Genomic DNA, 16,149 nt, shown 5'->3' on the forward strand with positions numbered 1-16,149 from the left:
CCGGCACCCTGCCCGTCACCGACCGCACCCGCCACCGCCGCCTGCGCGAGCAGGGCAGTCTGTGCCGCGCCGAGCTCGAAGCGGTCCTCGACGTGGGCTTCGTCTGCCACCTCGGCGTGGTCGTCGACGGCCACCCGGTGGTCGTGCCCACCGTCTACGGCCGCGACGACACCCAGCTCTTCCTGCACGGCTCCGTCGCCAGCCGCAGCCTGGCCGCCGATCCCGAGGCGGCCGTCTGCGTCACCGTCACCCACATCGACGGCCTGATCCTCGCCCGCTCGGTGTTCGAACACGGCGTCAGCTACCGCAGCGCGATGATCCACGGCGTACCCCGCCGCGTGAGCGACCCCGACGAGAAGCTGCGCGGCCTGCGCCTGCTCACCGAGCACGCGACGCCCGGCCAGTGGGACTACGCCCGCCGCCCCAGCCGCAAGGAGCTCGCCGCGACCACCCTGCTCTCCCTCTCCCTGGCGGAGGCCTCGGTCAAGGTCGCGCAGGGCCCGCCGGAGGACGGCGAGGGCCCCGACGCGGAGCTCGGCATCTGGGCCGGAAACCTCCCGCTGACCGCCACCTGGGGTGCGCCCGTTCCCGATCCCCTGCTGCCCGCCGGGATCGCCCCGCCCCCGCACATCGCGGGCCGCGGCGGCACCCGGCAGGGCTGAGAGCCTGTCGCTGAACGGCCCTGTCGCGCCGGGCCGCGGGCTCTCAGGGCAGCTTCGGCGCCCCGCACCCGTGGGCCCGCGCCGAGCGCTCGGCGAACTGCCGCAGCGCGGCCCGCTCGTACGCCAGGTCGCTCGCGGACGGCTCCGTCGCGCGGCGCCCGTCCCCGGCGTCGTACCCGTTCCGGCCGGCGCCGTCGTCCCGCACGGTGAACAGCGCGGGCCCGCCCCCGCCTCGCCCAAGTCGGCGTCGCAGCCCCAGTTCCCGGCGGCCGTCGCGGCCGTCGCCGTGGCGATCCGCGCGTACGCGGCGCGCCTGCGCGGATCGTCGAGGGTGACGTCCTCCTCCTTCACGCCCACCGTGACGAGCAGGCCGCCGCCGCGGGCGCACTCCAGGAGCACCGCCGCGGTCGCCGAAGGGAGACCGTCAGCCATGTGCGCCGCCGAGCCGCACGCGACGCGCCCGTCTCGGGCATGACGCTCCCCTTCCCCCGTGAACGGCACCATGATCGGAGCCGTGATCGGAGTGGACGCTATCAATCCGCCGCGTCGCGACGGCGGGCCGGGACCCTTGTCGCCGGTGGGGACCTCTGCTTGACTCCGCTCGCAAAACGCCCCCGGAACGCCCCGCACGTCACCGTTGGAGGCCGCCATGGAGATGACCCGCAGACGCCTGCTGTCCGCCCTGTCGGCCGGCGGTTTCCTGGCGGTGGTCCCGGCGGGCCGGGTGAGCGCGGCCACCGCCGCGGCGGACCGCGCCCGGCTGCTCGCCAACACCGTGGCCGTCTTCGCCGGGACCGCCGCGTCCAACGTCCGCCCGGAGACGGCCGCGAAGCTCGCCGCCGTCGAGAAGACCGCGCGGGCGGGCCTCAAGGCGATGGACGACGCGGGCGCGGGGGAGCTCTTCGCGGGCCTGGTCCTCGGCACCGACGAGGCCAACCTGAACACCGCCTACCGCAGGCTCTACGAGATCGCCCTCGCCACCCGCACGCCGGGCACGGCCGCCGACCTGTACGGCAGCACGGCCGTGCAGCGCCGGGTCATCGACGGGCTCGGCTGGCTCCACGAGCACTACTACGGGGACCAGTCCAAGGGGTACTACGGCAACTGGTTCCACTGGGAGATCGGGATCTCCCAGCACATCAGCAAGACCCTGGTCCTGCTCGCCGACGCGGTGGCCGCCCACCGCCCCGGCCTCGTGGCCACCTGCGTCGCCGCCATGGACGCCTACCTCCGCAACGGCACCGGCGGCGACGTCGACCTCGACTCGCGCTTCCACACCGGCGCCAACCTCGCCGACATCACCACCAACCGGATCCTGCAGGGCGCCCTCCTGGGCGAGCCCGGCGAGGCCCGCATCCGCAAGGCCCTCGCCGACCAGCTGACGGTCTTCGCCACCATTGACCCGTACGCCCTCGAACACGGGGTGACGGACGGTCATTACGCGGACGGCTCCTTCATCCAGCACGCCTCCGTCGCGTACACCGGTTCGTACGGCAAGGGGCTGCTCACCCGCGTCGTCCAGACCCTCAAGATCCTGGAGGGTACGGGCTTCGCACACGGCGAGGAGCTCGTGCCGACGGTCACCGGGTGGGTGCGGAACGGCTTCGCCCCGCTGATGTTCGAGGGCTGGATGATGGAGATCGTCAAGGGCCGCGCGGTGTCGCGCCCGGACTCCGGGTACACCGACGCGGCGGTGGTCGTGGAGGCCGTCGTCGACCTCTCCTCACTCGCCGTCGGCGCCGAGGCCACCGCCCTGAAGAGCTACGTCAAGCACCTCAGGGCCACTTCGCGGGCCGCCCTCGACCCGGCCCGGTTCATCTCTCCGGTCAGCATCGTGCGCTACGCCGACATCCTCGGCGACGCCACCGTCCCGGCCGCCGACCTCAACGCCCCGGCGCGCAGCGTCGCGTTCAACGCCATGGACAGGACCGTGCACCGCAGGCCGGGCTACGCCTTCGCCCTCGCGCGGAGCTCGGACCGGATCAGCAAGTACGAGTACATGAGCGGCGAGAACCTCATGCCGTGGTTCCAGGGCGACGGGGCGTACTACCTCTACCTCGCCGGGCAGGACCAGACGCGGGCGTACGGCGTCGACTACTACACCACGGTCTCGCCGTACGGCCTCGCGGGCGTCACCGCGCCCGTCCAACAACGGCGCACCGTACCGGAGTTGTACGGAAAGCCGTACTACGACAACCCCGGCCACCCGCTCCACTTCACGTCGTCGTCCGAGTCGCAGAACACGTACGTCTACTTCCCGCGCGGCACCAACCGGTATTCGGGCGGCGCGGTCCTCGGGGCCTACGGCGCGGCCGGAATGGTGCAGTCCAGCGACGTGGCGTACCGCGACCGGCACCTGCTGCCCGACGACTTCGTGGTCTACCGGGGGGCGACGGCGACGAAGTCCTGGTTCCTGCTCGACGACGAGATCGTGGTGCTCGCCGCGGACGTCGGCGACGCCGCGGGGCGGGCCGTCACCACCACCGTCGACGCCCGCACCGCCGCCGTGACCGACCGCACCTCGCTGACCGGCATGCGGCGCGACGGCCGCCCCTGGACAGGACCCGGCACCGCCGACCTGCGCTGGCTGCGCCACGCCAACGCCACCCGGGGGACCGCCGTCGGCTATCTGTTCCTCGACACCCCGCCGGTACGGGTGACGCTGGCCGAGGTCACCCGCAGCCGCCGGACCGTGCGCACCGCCAACCCCGACACGGAGGTGACCCGTTCGGTCCTCGGCATCACGCTCGACGGCCCCGCGGGCTCCGAACCCGTCAGTCTTGCCTACGCGTTGGTGCCGAACGCCGACGAGGACCAGCTGCGCGCCCACCGCCACGGGCCGCTGCGGGTCCTCGCCAACTCCGCGCGCCTGCAGGCCCTCGCCCACTCCGGGCTCGGCCTGACGGCCGCGAACTCCTTCACCTCCGGCTGGCACCGGACCGCGGGCCTGCACGTACACGGGCCCGCCTCGGTCGTCCTGCGCCGGGAGCCCCGCGCCGAGACCGTCTCCCTCGCGGTGTCCGACCCGACGACGGACCGGGACACCGTGACGGTGCTGCTCCCCGGCCGCCCGCTGCGGAAGGTCGCGGCGGACCAGGGGGTCAGGGTGCGCGGGGTGCCGGGCGGCACCCGCGTCGAGGTCGACACCCATCACGCCTACGGCAGAAGCTTCACGGCCACACTGTCTCCCTGAAACCCCTGCCGTAGCACTCCTTCTGTCGGTCCGTCAGCTCTCCTCGACGCTGATGGCCTGCACCGGGCAGGCCCGCGCCGCCTCCCGCACCAAGGGGTCGCCGCCGCCGTCCTGGCGGCCGGGCAGGACCTCACTGAGGCCGTCGTCGTCCTGGGTGAAGACGCCCGGCGCGGTGAGCGCGCACATGCCCGCGCCCACGCAACGGTCCTTCTCCACGTGAATCACCGTGCTCGCCATGGCCGCCCCCTACCAGGTGACGGGGAGTTCGAGCATCCCCTGGAGCGTGTCGCCCGGTTTGAACGGGATGTCCCGCGCGGGCGCGGCGAGCCGCAGCCCCGGCAGCCGTTCGAAGAGGGTGCCGAGCGCGATCTCCATCTCGGCGCGTGCGAGGTTCTGGCCCAGGCACTGGTGGATGCCGAACCCGAAGGCGACGTGGTGGCGGTCCGGGCGGTGCCAGTCCAGCTCCTCGGGGGCCTCGTAGGTCACGTCGTCCCGGTTGATGAGGGACGTGGCGAATACGACGCCGTCGTCGGCGCGGATGGTGCTGCCCGCGAACTCGATGTCCTCCGTGGCCACCCGCAGCAGCCCCTCGGCGATGGACAGGAAGCGCAGCAGCTCCTCGACGGCGGCGGGCATCAACGGCGGCTCGGCCCGCAGCCCCGCGCGCAGTTCGGCCAGCCGGTCGGGGTGCTGGAGCAGCGTGAACGTGCCCAGCGAGATCATGTTGGCGGTGGTCTCGTGCCCGGCGATCAGCAGGATCGAGGCCAGCCTGACCAGTTCCTCCCGGTCGAGCGCGCCCGAGGCGAGCTGCTGCGCGATCAGCTCGTCGAGGAGCCCGTCGCCCGGTGCGGCGCGCTTGCTGTCGATCAACGCGTAGAAGTACGCGTCCAGTTCGTCCCGCGCCCGCTGGGTGTCGTCGGCGGTGGGGCCGCGCAGCAGCCGCCGCGACTGCTCCTCGAAGAACTCGTGGTCGGCGTAGGGCACCCCGAGCAGGGCGCAGATCACCATGGAGGGGACGGGCAGCGCGTACGCGCTCACCAGCTCGGCGGGCGGGCCCTGCTCGATCATGGCGTCCAGGAGCGTGTCGACGGTCTCCTGGATGCGCGGCCGCATGGCCGCGACGCGCTTGACGGAGAAGCTCGGGATCAGCATCCGGCGCTGGGTGTTGTGCTCCGGGTCGTCGACGCCGAGGAGGGCGATGCGACGGTCGTTGAGCCGACTGAAGCGCTCGGTCGGCGAGGGGAACGCCTCGTGCTGGCGGTCCGCGGAGAGACGTGGGTCGATGAGCAGCTCACGGGCCGCCCTCTGCCCGGTGACCGCCCAGACGGAGCGGCCGTCGAAGAGGGTGACACGGGAGAGCGGGCGGGTCTCGCGCAGCGGCGCGTATGCGGTCGGCGGGTGGTAGGGACACGAGCGGTCCTGGGGGAAGGAGACGGTTTCCATCGCCTTCGTTGACTCCGTCATGGATGTACCTCGCAAGCGCAGTTCTTCCCTCTGTCCGTGCCCATTGGATGCCTGGGGCATCTATTTCGTCCACGACAAGACCGGCCAGATCGTCACGCCGCGACATCTGTCCGGAACCACCCCCTCCGCGCAACCCGCCTGCGTCTGGGCGGGTCCGGGTGCCGGGTGGCCGCGCCACGAGCGCGAACGGCCTGCTCGCGCGGGGCGCCGTGGCGTCATCTCGCCGACGGACGGGAGCTGTCGAGGCCCGTCACGGTGCGGAATCCGGCCGACTGCGAAGAGTCGCGGCTCGGGCCCGGCCGAGGAGCCGTGGAAAAAGCGGTGGCGTCGGGTTCGGCGTCGTGGCTAGGCTCTGGGATGTTCCCGGGCGGCCGTACGGCCCCCGGACCGAGCGTGCCGAGACTTGGAGGTGTTGACCGATGGCTGTCGTTGCGATGGGCGCTGCCCGCATCCGGAAGTTCATCAAGTCCACCTCCGTGGCCTCCGGCTGAGCTGATCGACCTCCGCGCCGACCGTGCGCGGACGCCGGGGCCGCCCCTGTGAAGGGTCACCCCTTGTCTTCCTCTTCTTCTCTCTCGTCCTCCTCGTCCTCCTCCTCTTCCCCGTCCTCTTTGGGGAGTTCCTCGCACCCCCTCGCCGCGTACGGCTGGGACGCGGGCTGGGAGGCCGAGTTCGCGCCGTACGCGGCTCGGCAGTTGGTCGCCGGGCGCGTCGTCCGGGTCGACCGCGGGCAGTGCGACGTCGTCACCGCCGACGGGACCGTGCGGGCCGACACCGAGTTCGTCACCCCGCGCGACCCGCTGAAGGTCGTGTGCACCGGCGACTGGGTCGCCGTGGACCCGGCCGGCCGCGACCCCCGCTACGTACAGGCGTACCTGCCGCGGCGTACGTCCTTCGTGCGCTCCACCTCGTCCAAGCGGTCCGAGGGGCAGATCCTCGCGGCCAACGTCGACCACTCGATCATCGCGGTGCCGCTCGCCGTGGAGCTCGACCTCGCGCGGATCGAGCGCTTCCTCGCGCTGGGCTGGGAGTCGGGCGGGCAGCCCGTCGTCGTCCTCACCAAGGCCGACCTCGTGCCGGACGCCACCACGCTCGGGCACCTCGTCGAGGACGTGGCGACCACGGCGCCCGGCGTGCAGGTCCTCCCGGTCAGCGCCGCCACGGGGGAGGGCGTCGATGTCCTCACCGCCGTTGTCTCCGGCGGTACGTCGGTACTGCTCGGTCAGTCCGGCGCGGGCAAGTCGACGCTGGCCAACGCGCTTGCCGGGGCCGACGTCATGGAGGTCCAGGCGATCCGTGACGTCGACGGCAAGGGGCGGCACACCACGACGACGCGCAACCTCATCCCGCTGCCCGGCGGCGGGGTCCTCATCGATACGCCGGGGCTGCGCGGCGTGGGCCTGTGGGACGCCGAGAGCGGCGTCGGGCAGGTCTTCTCCGAGATCGAGGAGCTGGCGCGGCACTGCCGGTTCCACGACTGCGCGCACGGGGCGGAGCCGGGGTGTGCGGTGCTCGGCGCCGTCGCGGACGGCACGTTGCCGGAGCGGCGGCTCGACAGCTACCGCAAGCTGATCCGCGAGAACCAGCGCATCGTCGCCAAGACGGATGTGCGGGCTCGGGCGGAGATGCGGAGGCAGTGGCGGTTGCGGGGGGCGGAGGGGAAGGCGGCGCTCGACATCAAGCGGGGGCGCTTGCGCTGAGCTTGGGCGGGGTGGGGTTCGGGGGATTGGGGGGCTTGGGGGGTGGGGGGAGCTGCGGGTTCGGTGTCGCTGGGCGCGCAGTTCCCCGCGCCCCTGAAGGATTGCGGAGTTCCCCGCGCCCCTACAAGATCGCGCAGTTCCCCGCGCCCCTAAAAGATCGCGCCGTTCCCCGCGCCCCCGGACCGTTCCCCCGGAAAGGTCGTGTCCGAAATCCGCCAGCCGGGGGGGGTGGGGGGTGGATCACAATGAGGGGGTGATCGATGAAGAGACCAGGTACGAGGCCGTGCGGAGTCGGGATGCCCGGTTCGACGGGGAGTTCTTCTTTGCCGTCGCTACCACCGGGATCTACTGCCGGCCCAGCTGTCCCGCCGTCACGCCCAAGCGGCAGAACGTCCGGTTCTACCCCACCGCGGCCGCCGCCCAGACGTCCGGTTTCCGCGCCTGTCGCCGCTGCAGGCCGGACGCCGTGCCCGGGTCCGCCGACTGGAACGTGCGCGCCGACGTGGTGGGCCGCGCCATGCGCATGATCGGTGACGGCGTCGTCGACCGCGAGGGCGTTCCGGGCCTCGCCGGGCGCCTCGGCTACAGCGCCCGGCAGGTGCAGCGCCAGCTCACCGCCGAGCTGGGCGCGGGCCCCGTCGCCCTGGCGCGGGCGCAGCGCGCGCACACCGCCCGCGTGCTGCTGCAGACCACCGAGCTGCCGGTCACGGAGATCGCCTTCGCCGCCGGGTTCGCCAGCGTCCGGCAGTTCAACGACACCGTCAAGGCGGTGTACGCGCTGACGCCGACCGCGCTGCGCGCCGCGGCCCCCCGGCGCGGCACGGCCCGGCCCACGCCCGCCGCAGGCATCCCGCTGCGCCTGGCCCACCGGGGCCCCTACCGCGCCGACGCCGTCTTCGACCTGCTCGCCGACGAGGCGGTGACCGGAATCGAGGAGGTCGCGGGGGAGCGGGGCGCCCGCACCTACCGGCGCACGCTCCGGCTGCCGTACGGCACGGGCATCGTGGCCGTCGAGGAGGCGCACCACGACGTCACCACGGGGACCGGCGGCGGGTCGAGCACCGACGCCGTGCACCGCGGCGGCTGGCTCGACGCCCGGCTGCACCTGAGCGACCTGCGCGACCTCACCACGGCCGTACAGCGCCTGCGCCGCCTCTTCGACCTCGACGCCGACCCGTACGCCGTGGACGCGCGGCTCGGCGCCGACCCCCGGCTCGCCCCGCTCGTCGCCGCCCGGCCCGGGCTCAGGTCGCCGGGCGCCGCCGACCCGGACGAGTTCGCGGTGCGCGCGCTGGTGGGGCGGGCGGGCGCCGAGCGGCTGGTGCGGCGGTACGGCAAGGTGCTCGACGCCGCGTGCGGGCGGCTCAGCCACGTCTTCCCCGCCCCGGCGGACCTCGCGGCCGAGCCCGGCACGCTCGGCGCCCTCGCCGCGGTGCTCGCGGACGGCTCCCTGCGCCTGGACGCGGGCGCGGACCGCGACGACGCGGAGGCGGGGCTCCTCGCGCTGCCCGGCATGGACGCGCGGACCGCGGCGCTCATCAGGACGCGGGCCCTCGGCGACCCCGACGTGAACCTGCCGGGGGAGCCGGAACCCGCCGTCGACGCCTGGCGCCCGTGGCGCTCGTACGCCCTGCGCCATCTGGCACACGACGCCGGCCGAGCCCGGCCGTACGTCAGCCCCAGATGAGCGCCCCGAGCCACGCCCCCACGATCAGCAGGCACGCGAACAGCTCGGTCAGCACGCTGCTCCCGCCCATCCGCAGGGCCGTCCGCGTCGCGGCCGCCGCCTCGCCGTGCCGGCCGAGCCGCAGCCGCTCCCCCGCGTAGATCCCGCCGATGAAGCCGGGGATCGCCCCGATCACCGGCAGCACGCAGAAGCCGAGCAGCGCCCCGGCCCCGGCGAAGACCGCCATCCGGGGCGTCGCGCCGCTCTCCCGCAGCCGTCGGGGCGGCAGCTGCCAGCGCACGGCCTGCGCCGCGAGCAGCACCACGGTCGCACCGACGAGGATGCCCCAGGCGAGGCCGTTCGGGTCGTACAGCGTCCACCACAGGACCGCGGCCCACACCAGCCACGACCCCGGTACGCCGGGCACCAGCACTCCGCACAGGCCGAGCAGCATCACCACGCCGACCAGCAGGAGTTCCCACGCTCCCATCCGTCAAGCGTGCCTGAGATTCCGTGAAACCGCAGGTCAGGCGTCAGTCCCGAGGTGGGCGGGAGCGCCGGGCGACCCAGTCCCTCTCGTACGCGTGCCAGCCCAGCTGGAGCCGCGTCGTGACGCCCGCGAGCTCCATCAGGCGCTTCACCCGGCGCTGCACGGTGCGCAGCCCCAGGTCGAGCTGTTTGGCGACGCTGGCGTCCGTCAGGCCCGCGAGGAGCAGGGAGAGGATCTCCAGGTCCGTGCCGTCGGGGCCCTCGGGGGCGTCCTCGACGACCGTGGAGCCGTCCTCGCCGAGGCGCAGCGGCAGCGCCTCGCGCCACACCGCCTCGAAGAGGCCCGTCAGCGATTCGAGCAGGCCGCTGGCGTGCACGACGAGCGCCGCGGGCTCGGCCGTGCGCGAGGTGAGCGGGACCATGGCGAGCGAGCCGTCGGCGATGACCAGCTTGGTCGGGACCCGGTCCACCACCCGCACCTGCTCGTCCCTGCCGATCGCCGTCGACAGCTCGACGAGGCCGGTCGGCAGGTCGAGGACCGTGCGCTCGACCACCACGCGGTAGCGCACGCCACGGCCCGTTGCCTGCTCCTCCGCGCTGTTCTCCGTGCCGGTGATCGCGACGGGGCTGCCGGTCACCAGGGCGCACACCTCGTCGGCCGCCCCCAGTTGCAGCTGGAGGAAGCGCTGGGAGACGGCGGCCGCCCCGGTGACCACCTCGACCAGGTCGTGGACGGCGGGCTCGGCGGCCTGCGCGCGGTACTCCTCGGCGAGCAGCGTGGCCGCCAGCTCGGCCTTCTCCAGCTCGTGCCGCTGCTGGGTGAGGAGCGCGCCGAGCGCGACACCGGGCGGCGCCGCCACCCAGCGGCCCGCCCTGCCGGACGCCTGCGCGGCCAGGCCGTGCCGCTCCAGGCGGCGCAGCGTCCGCTCGGTCTCCGGCTCGCCGAGTGTGAGCCTGCGCGCGAGGTCCGCGACGTCGGCGGCGCCCACCGACACCAGTGCGCGGTACGCCGACTCGTGCGTCTCGTCCAGACCGATCGCTGCCAGCATGCGGCGACGTCCCTCCCCACGGCTCCGTTCCGGCGGCGCCGTGGCGGGAAACGGCCACGGCGTAAACCCGCCCGGGGACATCATCCCCGCACCACCCGTCTCTCTGCCAAGGTGACGCCACCGCAGCACCAACCGCGGCCGCTTATGCGGCCTTTGGGCCGAATCGGCCTGCGGTTCCGCATGCCCGTCAACCCTGGGGAGAGCGATGCGCCCGATATCGCGTACGGCTTCGGTGGCGGCCTCCGCCGCCGTCCTGGCCGTCACCGCGGCCGTCCCGTCCGTGGCCGAGCCACGACCGTCGGCGGAGCGGCCGCCGCTGACCGGGAGCGCCGCGCGGGACGGCGGCGGCTCCGTCGTCACCCTCGTCACCGGCGACCGGATCCTGGTGACGTCCGACGGCGACGGCGGGTCGGGGGCGGCCGCGCTGCCCGGCGCGGACGGCACCGCTCCGCTGATCCAGACGCGCCGGTCCGGCAAGGACCTGTACGTCTACCCCGAGGGCGCCGAGCACGCCATCGCCACGGGCCGCGTCGACGAGGAACTGTTCAACGTCACCGGCCTTGTCCGTCAGGGCTACGACGACGCACACGCCGAGAAGCTGCCGCTCATCGCCGTGTACGACAAGTCCGTCGACGTCGCCCGCGCGCTGCCCGCCACCCCGCGCGGCGCCGAGCGCGGCCCCGTCCTCGAACCCGTCGACGGCGTCGCCCTGAAGGCCGACAAGAAGAAGGCCGCCGCCTTCTGGGCGGAGATCGCGAACCCCAGGTCCCGTGCGGCGGGCGACCTGAAGAAGCTCTGGCTCGACGCCAAGGTCGAGGCCACCCTCGACAAGTCGACCAAACAGGTCCACGCCCCCGAGGCCTGGGCCGCGGGCTACGACGGCAAGGGCACCAAGGTCGCCGTCCTGGACACCGGGGCCGACGCCGAACACCCCGACCTCAAGGGCCGCGTCGGGGCGCGGAAGAACTTCACCGACTCCCCGGACGACGAGGACCGCCAGGGCCACGGCACCCACACCACCTCCACCGTCGGCGGCACCGGCGCGGCGAGCGGCGGCAAGAAGAAGGGCGTCGCGCCCGGCGCCGGGCTCCTGCACGGCAAGGTCCTCAACGACTCCGGTTCCGGGGCCACTTCCTGGATCATCGCGGGCATGCAGTGGGCCGTCGACCAGAAGGCCGACGTCATCTCCATGAGCCTCGGCAACCCGGCGCAGACCGACTGCACCGACCCGATGAGCACGGCGACCGAGGAACTCGCGCGGTCGGCCAAGGACACCCTCTTCGTCATCGCGGCGGGCAACACCGGCCCGGCCCTCAACTCCGTCTCCTCGCCCGGCTGCGCACCGAGCGTCCTGACCGTCGGCGCCGTCGACCGCGACGACAGCACCGCCCCCTTCTCCAGCCGAGGCCCCGCGTACGGCTCGCACACGCTCAAGCCGGAGATCGCCGCGCCCGGCGTCGGCATCTCCGCCGCGGCGGCCGGTGGTCGCGGCCCCCACGCCTACCGGTCCATGAGCGGTACGTCGATGGCGACCCCGCACGTCGCGGGCGCCGCCGCCCTCGTCAAGCAGCGCCACCCCGGCTGGAGCGCGCGGCAGATCAAGGCGGCCCTCGTGTCGTCCGCCGACAGCGGGGTCCCCGGCGACGCGCGCGAGACCGGTGGCGGACGGCTCGACGCCAAGGCCGCGATCGACCAGCAGGTGCTCGGCTCGCCCGCCGTGCGGGGCGGCAGCTTCGGCTGGCCGCAGGACGCCTCGGACCGCACCGCGGTCGCCGTTCCCTACACCAACACCACTGACAAAGCGGTGCAGTTGAAGCTCACGGTGGCGGGCGTCACCGGCAACGACGGATCCGCCGTGAACTCCGGCATCGCGCGGCTCGGCAAGCGCTCCGTGCGCGTCCCCGCAGGGGCCACCGTCGAGGTGCCGCTGAAGCTCACGCCCGACGCGGACCTCGAGCGTGCCCAGTACGGTGACGTCACGGGACGCGTCCTCGCCACGGTGGAGGGCGGCGCCCGCGTCTCGACCCCCTTCTCCCTCTACGTCCAGCCGGAGACCGTCAGCCTCCGCGTGAAGCTCGTCGACCGCAACGGCAAGCCCGCCGACGGGCCGTCGTCGGTGGACCTCATCGGCACGGACACGGCGAGCGGCGAACGCCGCTTCAACGAGGGCGCCAACGACCAGACGTACCAAGTGCGCCCGGGCGCCTACTTCCTGACGAGCTTCATCGCGACCGGCGACAAGGCCGGCGGCACCCTGACGGACTCCCTCACACACCTCGCCCGCCCCCAGATCGAGGTCACGAAGGACACGACGGTCACGCTCGACGCCCGCACGGCGCACCGCGTCGCCGTCCGGACCGACAAGGCCTCCGAAGTCCGCGGCGCCACCCTCGCCTTCGCCCGCACCTGGGGCAAGGACCACTGGCTGCACGCGGGCACCGCGGCGGGCCCCCGCACGATCCGCGGCTACTACCGGTCCGTCGAGGGCAAGCCGTCCGAAGGCACCTTCGAGTCGGGCAGCTACTGGCGCACGGCGGCTCCCCAGATCTCCGAACTCGCCGTCGTGGGCGGCACGTCGCTGCACCCCGTGACGGCCTCGACCGGCTCCGCCAACCTGGACGGAACCGGCCGGGCGGTCCTCGTCGACGCCGGGTCCGGCACGCCGGACGAGCTCGCCGCCGCCGGGGTCAGGGGCAGGATCGCGCTCGTCGAGGTCCCGGACAGCGGGCAGGCGGCCACCGCGGCGGCCGACGCGAAGAAGGCGGGCGCGCTCGCCGTCATCGCCCACCGCGCGGCCCCCGGCCGCTGGTACCCGTCGGCCGGGTTCACCGGCTCCCCGCTGCCGGTCCTCGGCATCCCGACGGACGAGGCGGCGGCGCTCCTTGCTCAACTGCACGTCGGTGAGGTCCAGTTGAAGTGGAGGGCGACGGCCAGGAGCCCGTACGTCTACAACCTGGCGTTCCCTGAGAAGGGCCGGATCCGGGACGACCGCACCTACCGGGTACGGGACAAGGACCTTGCCGCGAACCGGTCGACGTACCGGGCGATGGGCGAGACCACGGACTACGTGGACCTGCCCTCGGCCGCCCGGCCCGGCGGGCTGGAGATCTACTTCGGCGACCTCGCGTCCGTGCCTGCCCCCGGCAAGCGCACGGAGTACTACTCGGCGGGCACGACCGGCTGGGGCCACCAGGTCTCCAGCAGCTTCCCGTACGGCGAGTTCATGATCGACCCGGTGCGTACGTACGAGAAGGGGGAGCGGCGCGACGAGACCTGGTACGACGGGGTCCTCGTGCCCGGCACCCCGCGCGACGCGGCGGGCGATCCGGCGCTCGCCGGGGAGCGGCAGGGCAATCTGATCGGCGTCGCGCCCGGCTTCTGGTCCGATGCCGGACACGCGGGGATCCAGGGCGGCTTCGGCGACATCGGTTCGGTGCGGCTGGAGCGGGACGGAGAGGTCGTGGGGGAGTCGGGCTGGCCGTCCGGGGTCTTCACGGTCCCGGCCGAGGACTCCCGCTACGAACTCACCCTCACCACGCGGAAGATCGGCTCGCGGGTCTGGCACCGGTCGACGGGGACGGAAACCACCTGGTCGTTCCGCTCGCACCTCGACGAGGAGGCGTACTCGCAGGGCATCCCGATGCTCTTCCCGACCTACCGCCTCCCGGAGGACGGCCTCAAAACCCTGCCCGCGAAGGACGGGCTGCGGATTGAACTCGGCGCGACGGGGCACGCGGGCTACGAGCCGGGAGCGCTCGAGGAAGCGAAGCTGTCGTACTCCTACGACGAGGGCCAGACGTGGCAGGCGGCCACCACCGCCGAACACGACGGCACGTGGCGCGCGACCGTGAACCACACGGGCGCGGCCGGCCGACAGGTCTGGCTCAGAACCCGGCTGACGGACGCCCACGGCAACTCCGTCACGCAGACCGTGGCCCGCGCGTACGACGTGCGCTAGCCACACCGGCCCCGCCGGGCGGTCCTCCTGTGGGGGGTGGGCCCGCCCGGCGGTCTCCGTCGTCTCCCCTCCCCCCGGCGGCCGGAAATTTTCCGGATGCACCGTTTTCGTACGGGCTCCGCGGTGGAAAATAGGGGCATGAGCCAGCAGGGGGACAGGCCCACCGGCCGCGACGACGACTGGTGGGGACAGCTGTACGACGACTCCGCGCCGGACACGGGTCCCGCGCCCGCGCCGGACACCCTCGACGACAGATTCGCCTCGGCGACGAACGCCCTGCAGGAAGGCTTCCCCACGCAGCGCGACTCCGCGCCGGGCGAGCAGGGGCGGGGTGGGACTGCGCCAGGTGGCTCCGCGCCGGACGACCTTGCGTCGGGCGACCCCGGGCGGGGTGTCCCTGCGTCACCCGGCTCCGTGCCGGACGGTTCCGCGCCGCGCGACCCCGGGCCGGGGGGCCTTGTGCCGAGCGGTCCCGCACCGGGTGACCTCGTGCCGGGCGTCCCCGGACGGCGTGACCCCGCGCCACGTGGCCCCGCGCCGGACGGTTCCGCGTCGAATGACCCCGGGCGGGGTGGACCCTTCGTGGCTCCCGGCGAAGTGCCCCCGGAGCGACCGGTGCCGCGCCGGTCGCCGCAGGCGGGCGTCCCGCCCGCCCCCTCCGATCCGCCCGCCCCGCCCCAGCCACCCGCCCCGCCCCGGCGGCCGCCCGCGCAGAACGGACGCGCCCCGGGCCGGCAGCGTGCCGAACCCGCGGGGCCGCCCACCTTTGCCGCTCCCGCCCCCTGGGCCCCGCCCCCCACTGCCCCCAGCGGGCCCGTGACCTTTCCGGCCGGTGGGGCGGGGAAGGGGGGCGCGCACTCCACGCCCTCCACCGAGGCGCCCCGCGGCGACGAGTCCGCTTCGCGCGGGCCCGACGACCGTGGTCGGCAGCCAGGACCGGGCGGCGGGCACGGAGCGTCCGGAGAGGGGCGCGAGGAGGCGGGGACGGCCGGTACGGGGCTCGTCTACGTGGGGGACGGGCCGCCCACCTACGAGGCCGAGCCCACCGTGCTGCCCGCCGCCGACCCGGACGACCTCGGCGACCTCGTCGCCGACACCGTGCTCGACGGCGCCCGGTACGGGACCAGCACGCTGCGCGCCGCCTCCGTGCGCGGGGACTCCGCCCGGTACCGCGGCGAGCCGCGCCGGGACTCCCTGCTCACCGCCCGCTTCGGCGCGGGCGAGGACTCCCTGGTGCTCGTCGCCATGGCCACCGGCGCCCGCGCGACCCCGGGAGCGCACCGCGCCGCCGCCGAGGCCTGCGGGTGGATCGGCCGGGCCGTGGGCCGCAGCCACCGGCGCCTCGCCGAGGACATCAGGGCCGCCCGGCGCGGCGACCTGAAGTCCGGCCTGCACCGGCTCACCGACCGCAGCCTCGGCAAGCTCCGCGCCCGCGCCGTCGACCTGGGCCTGGAGCCCGAGGAGTACACGGCGTCCCTGCGCTGCCTCCTCCTGCCCGCCGACCCCCGCTGCCGTACGCGGGTCTTCTTCGGCGTCGGCGGGGGCGGCCTCTTCCGGCTGCGCGGCGGCGAGTGGCAGGACATCGAGCCGCGCGTCGCCGACGCCACGGGCGACGCCGTCGTCGGCTTCGGATCGCTGCCCGCGCAGAGCCCCGAGGGCGACCACCTCACCATGGACCTCGGCATCACCACCCCGCCGAGCCCCTACGAACCGGCCCCCGAGCCGCCCAGGGAGCCCTTCCGCTTCCGGGCCTCCGTCGCCCGCCCGGGTGACGCTCTCGTCCTGTGCAGCGGCGGCCTCGCCGAACCGCTGCGCGGCGAGCCCGAGCTGGCCGAACACCTCACCCGCAGATGGGAGAAGAGCGGCCCGCCGGGTCTCGCCGCCTTCCTGGCCGACGTCCAGGTCAGGGTCAAGGGGTACGCCGACGACCGCACGGCCGCCGCGGTCTGGGAGGCATGACCGCCGCAC

11 protein-coding genes are annotated in these 16,149 nt (G+C 74.2%); 6 read left to right on the forward strand and 5 right to left on the reverse strand.

Features of this window, described 5'->3' with window-relative positions; genetic code table 11:
* The first annotated feature begins 8 nt into the window (after positions 1-8).
* Positions 9-662: a pyridoxamine 5'-phosphate oxidase family protein gene (locus ACZ69I_RS23890; protein WP_470834659.1), complete on the forward strand. Its 654-nt coding sequence runs from the start codon at positions 9-11 to the stop codon at positions 660-662.
* Between the two features lie 43 nt (positions 663-705).
* On the opposite strand, the gene ACZ69I_RS23895 is transcribed toward ACZ69I_RS23890, so the two are convergent.
* On the reverse strand, positions 706-867 hold the full coding sequence (locus ACZ69I_RS23895; RefSeq protein ID WP_470834437.1) for a hypothetical protein: 162 nt from the start codon (positions 865-867) through the stop codon (positions 706-708).
* Between the two features lie 444 nt (positions 868-1,311).
* On the opposite strand from ACZ69I_RS23895, the gene ACZ69I_RS23900 reads away from it, so the two are divergent.
* A complete protein-coding gene (locus tag ACZ69I_RS23900) occupies positions 1,312-3,855 on the forward strand; it encodes a polysaccharide lyase family 8 super-sandwich domain-containing protein (protein ID WP_470834438.1) in 2,544 nt (847 codons plus the stop codon).
* A 33-nt stretch (positions 3,856-3,888) separates the two neighbouring features.
* On the opposite strand, the gene ACZ69I_RS23905 is transcribed toward ACZ69I_RS23900, so the two are convergent.
* Positions 3,889-4,092, reverse strand: a complete 204-nt coding sequence (locus ACZ69I_RS23905) for a ferredoxin (protein ID WP_470834439.1) — start codon at positions 4,090-4,092, stop codon at positions 3,889-3,891.
* A 9-nt stretch (positions 4,093-4,101) separates the two neighbouring features.
* Positions 4,102-5,319: a cytochrome P450 gene (locus ACZ69I_RS23910; protein ID WP_470834440.1), complete on the reverse strand. Its 1,218-nt coding sequence runs from the start codon at positions 5,317-5,319 to the stop codon at positions 4,102-4,104.
* A 539-nt stretch (positions 5,320-5,858) separates the two neighbouring features.
* On the opposite strand from ACZ69I_RS23910, the gene rsgA reads away from it, so the two are divergent.
* Positions 5,859-7,019 (forward strand): ribosome small subunit-dependent GTPase A, encoded by a 1,161-nt coding sequence (rsgA, locus tag ACZ69I_RS23915; RefSeq protein ID WP_470834441.1) that lies wholly within the window; start codon positions 5,859-5,861, stop codon positions 7,017-7,019.
* 256 nt (positions 7,020-7,275) lie between these two features.
* Complete coding sequence (locus ACZ69I_RS23920; RefSeq protein WP_470834661.1) at positions 7,276-8,706, forward strand: DNA-3-methyladenine glycosylase 2 family protein; 1,431 nt, start codon at positions 7,276-7,278, stop codon at positions 8,704-8,706.
* Here ACZ69I_RS23920 and ACZ69I_RS23925 read toward each other — a convergent pair.
* Both ACZ69I_RS23925 and ACZ69I_RS23930 read right to left on the reverse strand, forming a co-directional pair.
* A complete protein-coding gene (locus tag ACZ69I_RS23925) occupies positions 8,693-9,175 on the reverse strand; it encodes a DUF456 domain-containing protein (protein ID WP_467678264.1) in 483 nt (160 codons plus the stop codon). The genes ACZ69I_RS23920 and ACZ69I_RS23925 overlap by 14 nt on opposite strands.
* Before the next feature lie 43 nt (positions 9,176-9,218).
* Entirely contained in the window at positions 9,219-10,223 is a 1,005-nt protein-coding gene (locus ACZ69I_RS23930; protein ID WP_470834443.1) for a helix-turn-helix domain-containing protein, read from the reverse strand.
* 205 nt (positions 10,224-10,428) lie between these two features.
* On the opposite strand from ACZ69I_RS23930, the gene ACZ69I_RS23935 reads away from it, so the two are divergent.
* Both ACZ69I_RS23935 and ACZ69I_RS23940 read left to right on the forward strand, forming a co-directional pair.
* On the forward strand, positions 10,429-14,181 hold the full coding sequence (locus ACZ69I_RS23935) for a S8 family peptidase (protein WP_470834445.1): 3,753 nt from the start codon (positions 10,429-10,431) through the stop codon (positions 14,179-14,181).
* A gap of 138 nt (positions 14,182-14,319) precedes the next feature.
* Entirely contained in the window at positions 14,320-16,140 is a 1,821-nt protein-coding gene (locus tag ACZ69I_RS23940) for a protein phosphatase 2C domain-containing protein (RefSeq protein ID WP_470834447.1), read from the forward strand.
* Positions 16,141-16,149: the final 9 nt, after the last annotated feature.

The organism is Streptomyces sp. NPDC036815 (assembly GCF_055609205.1).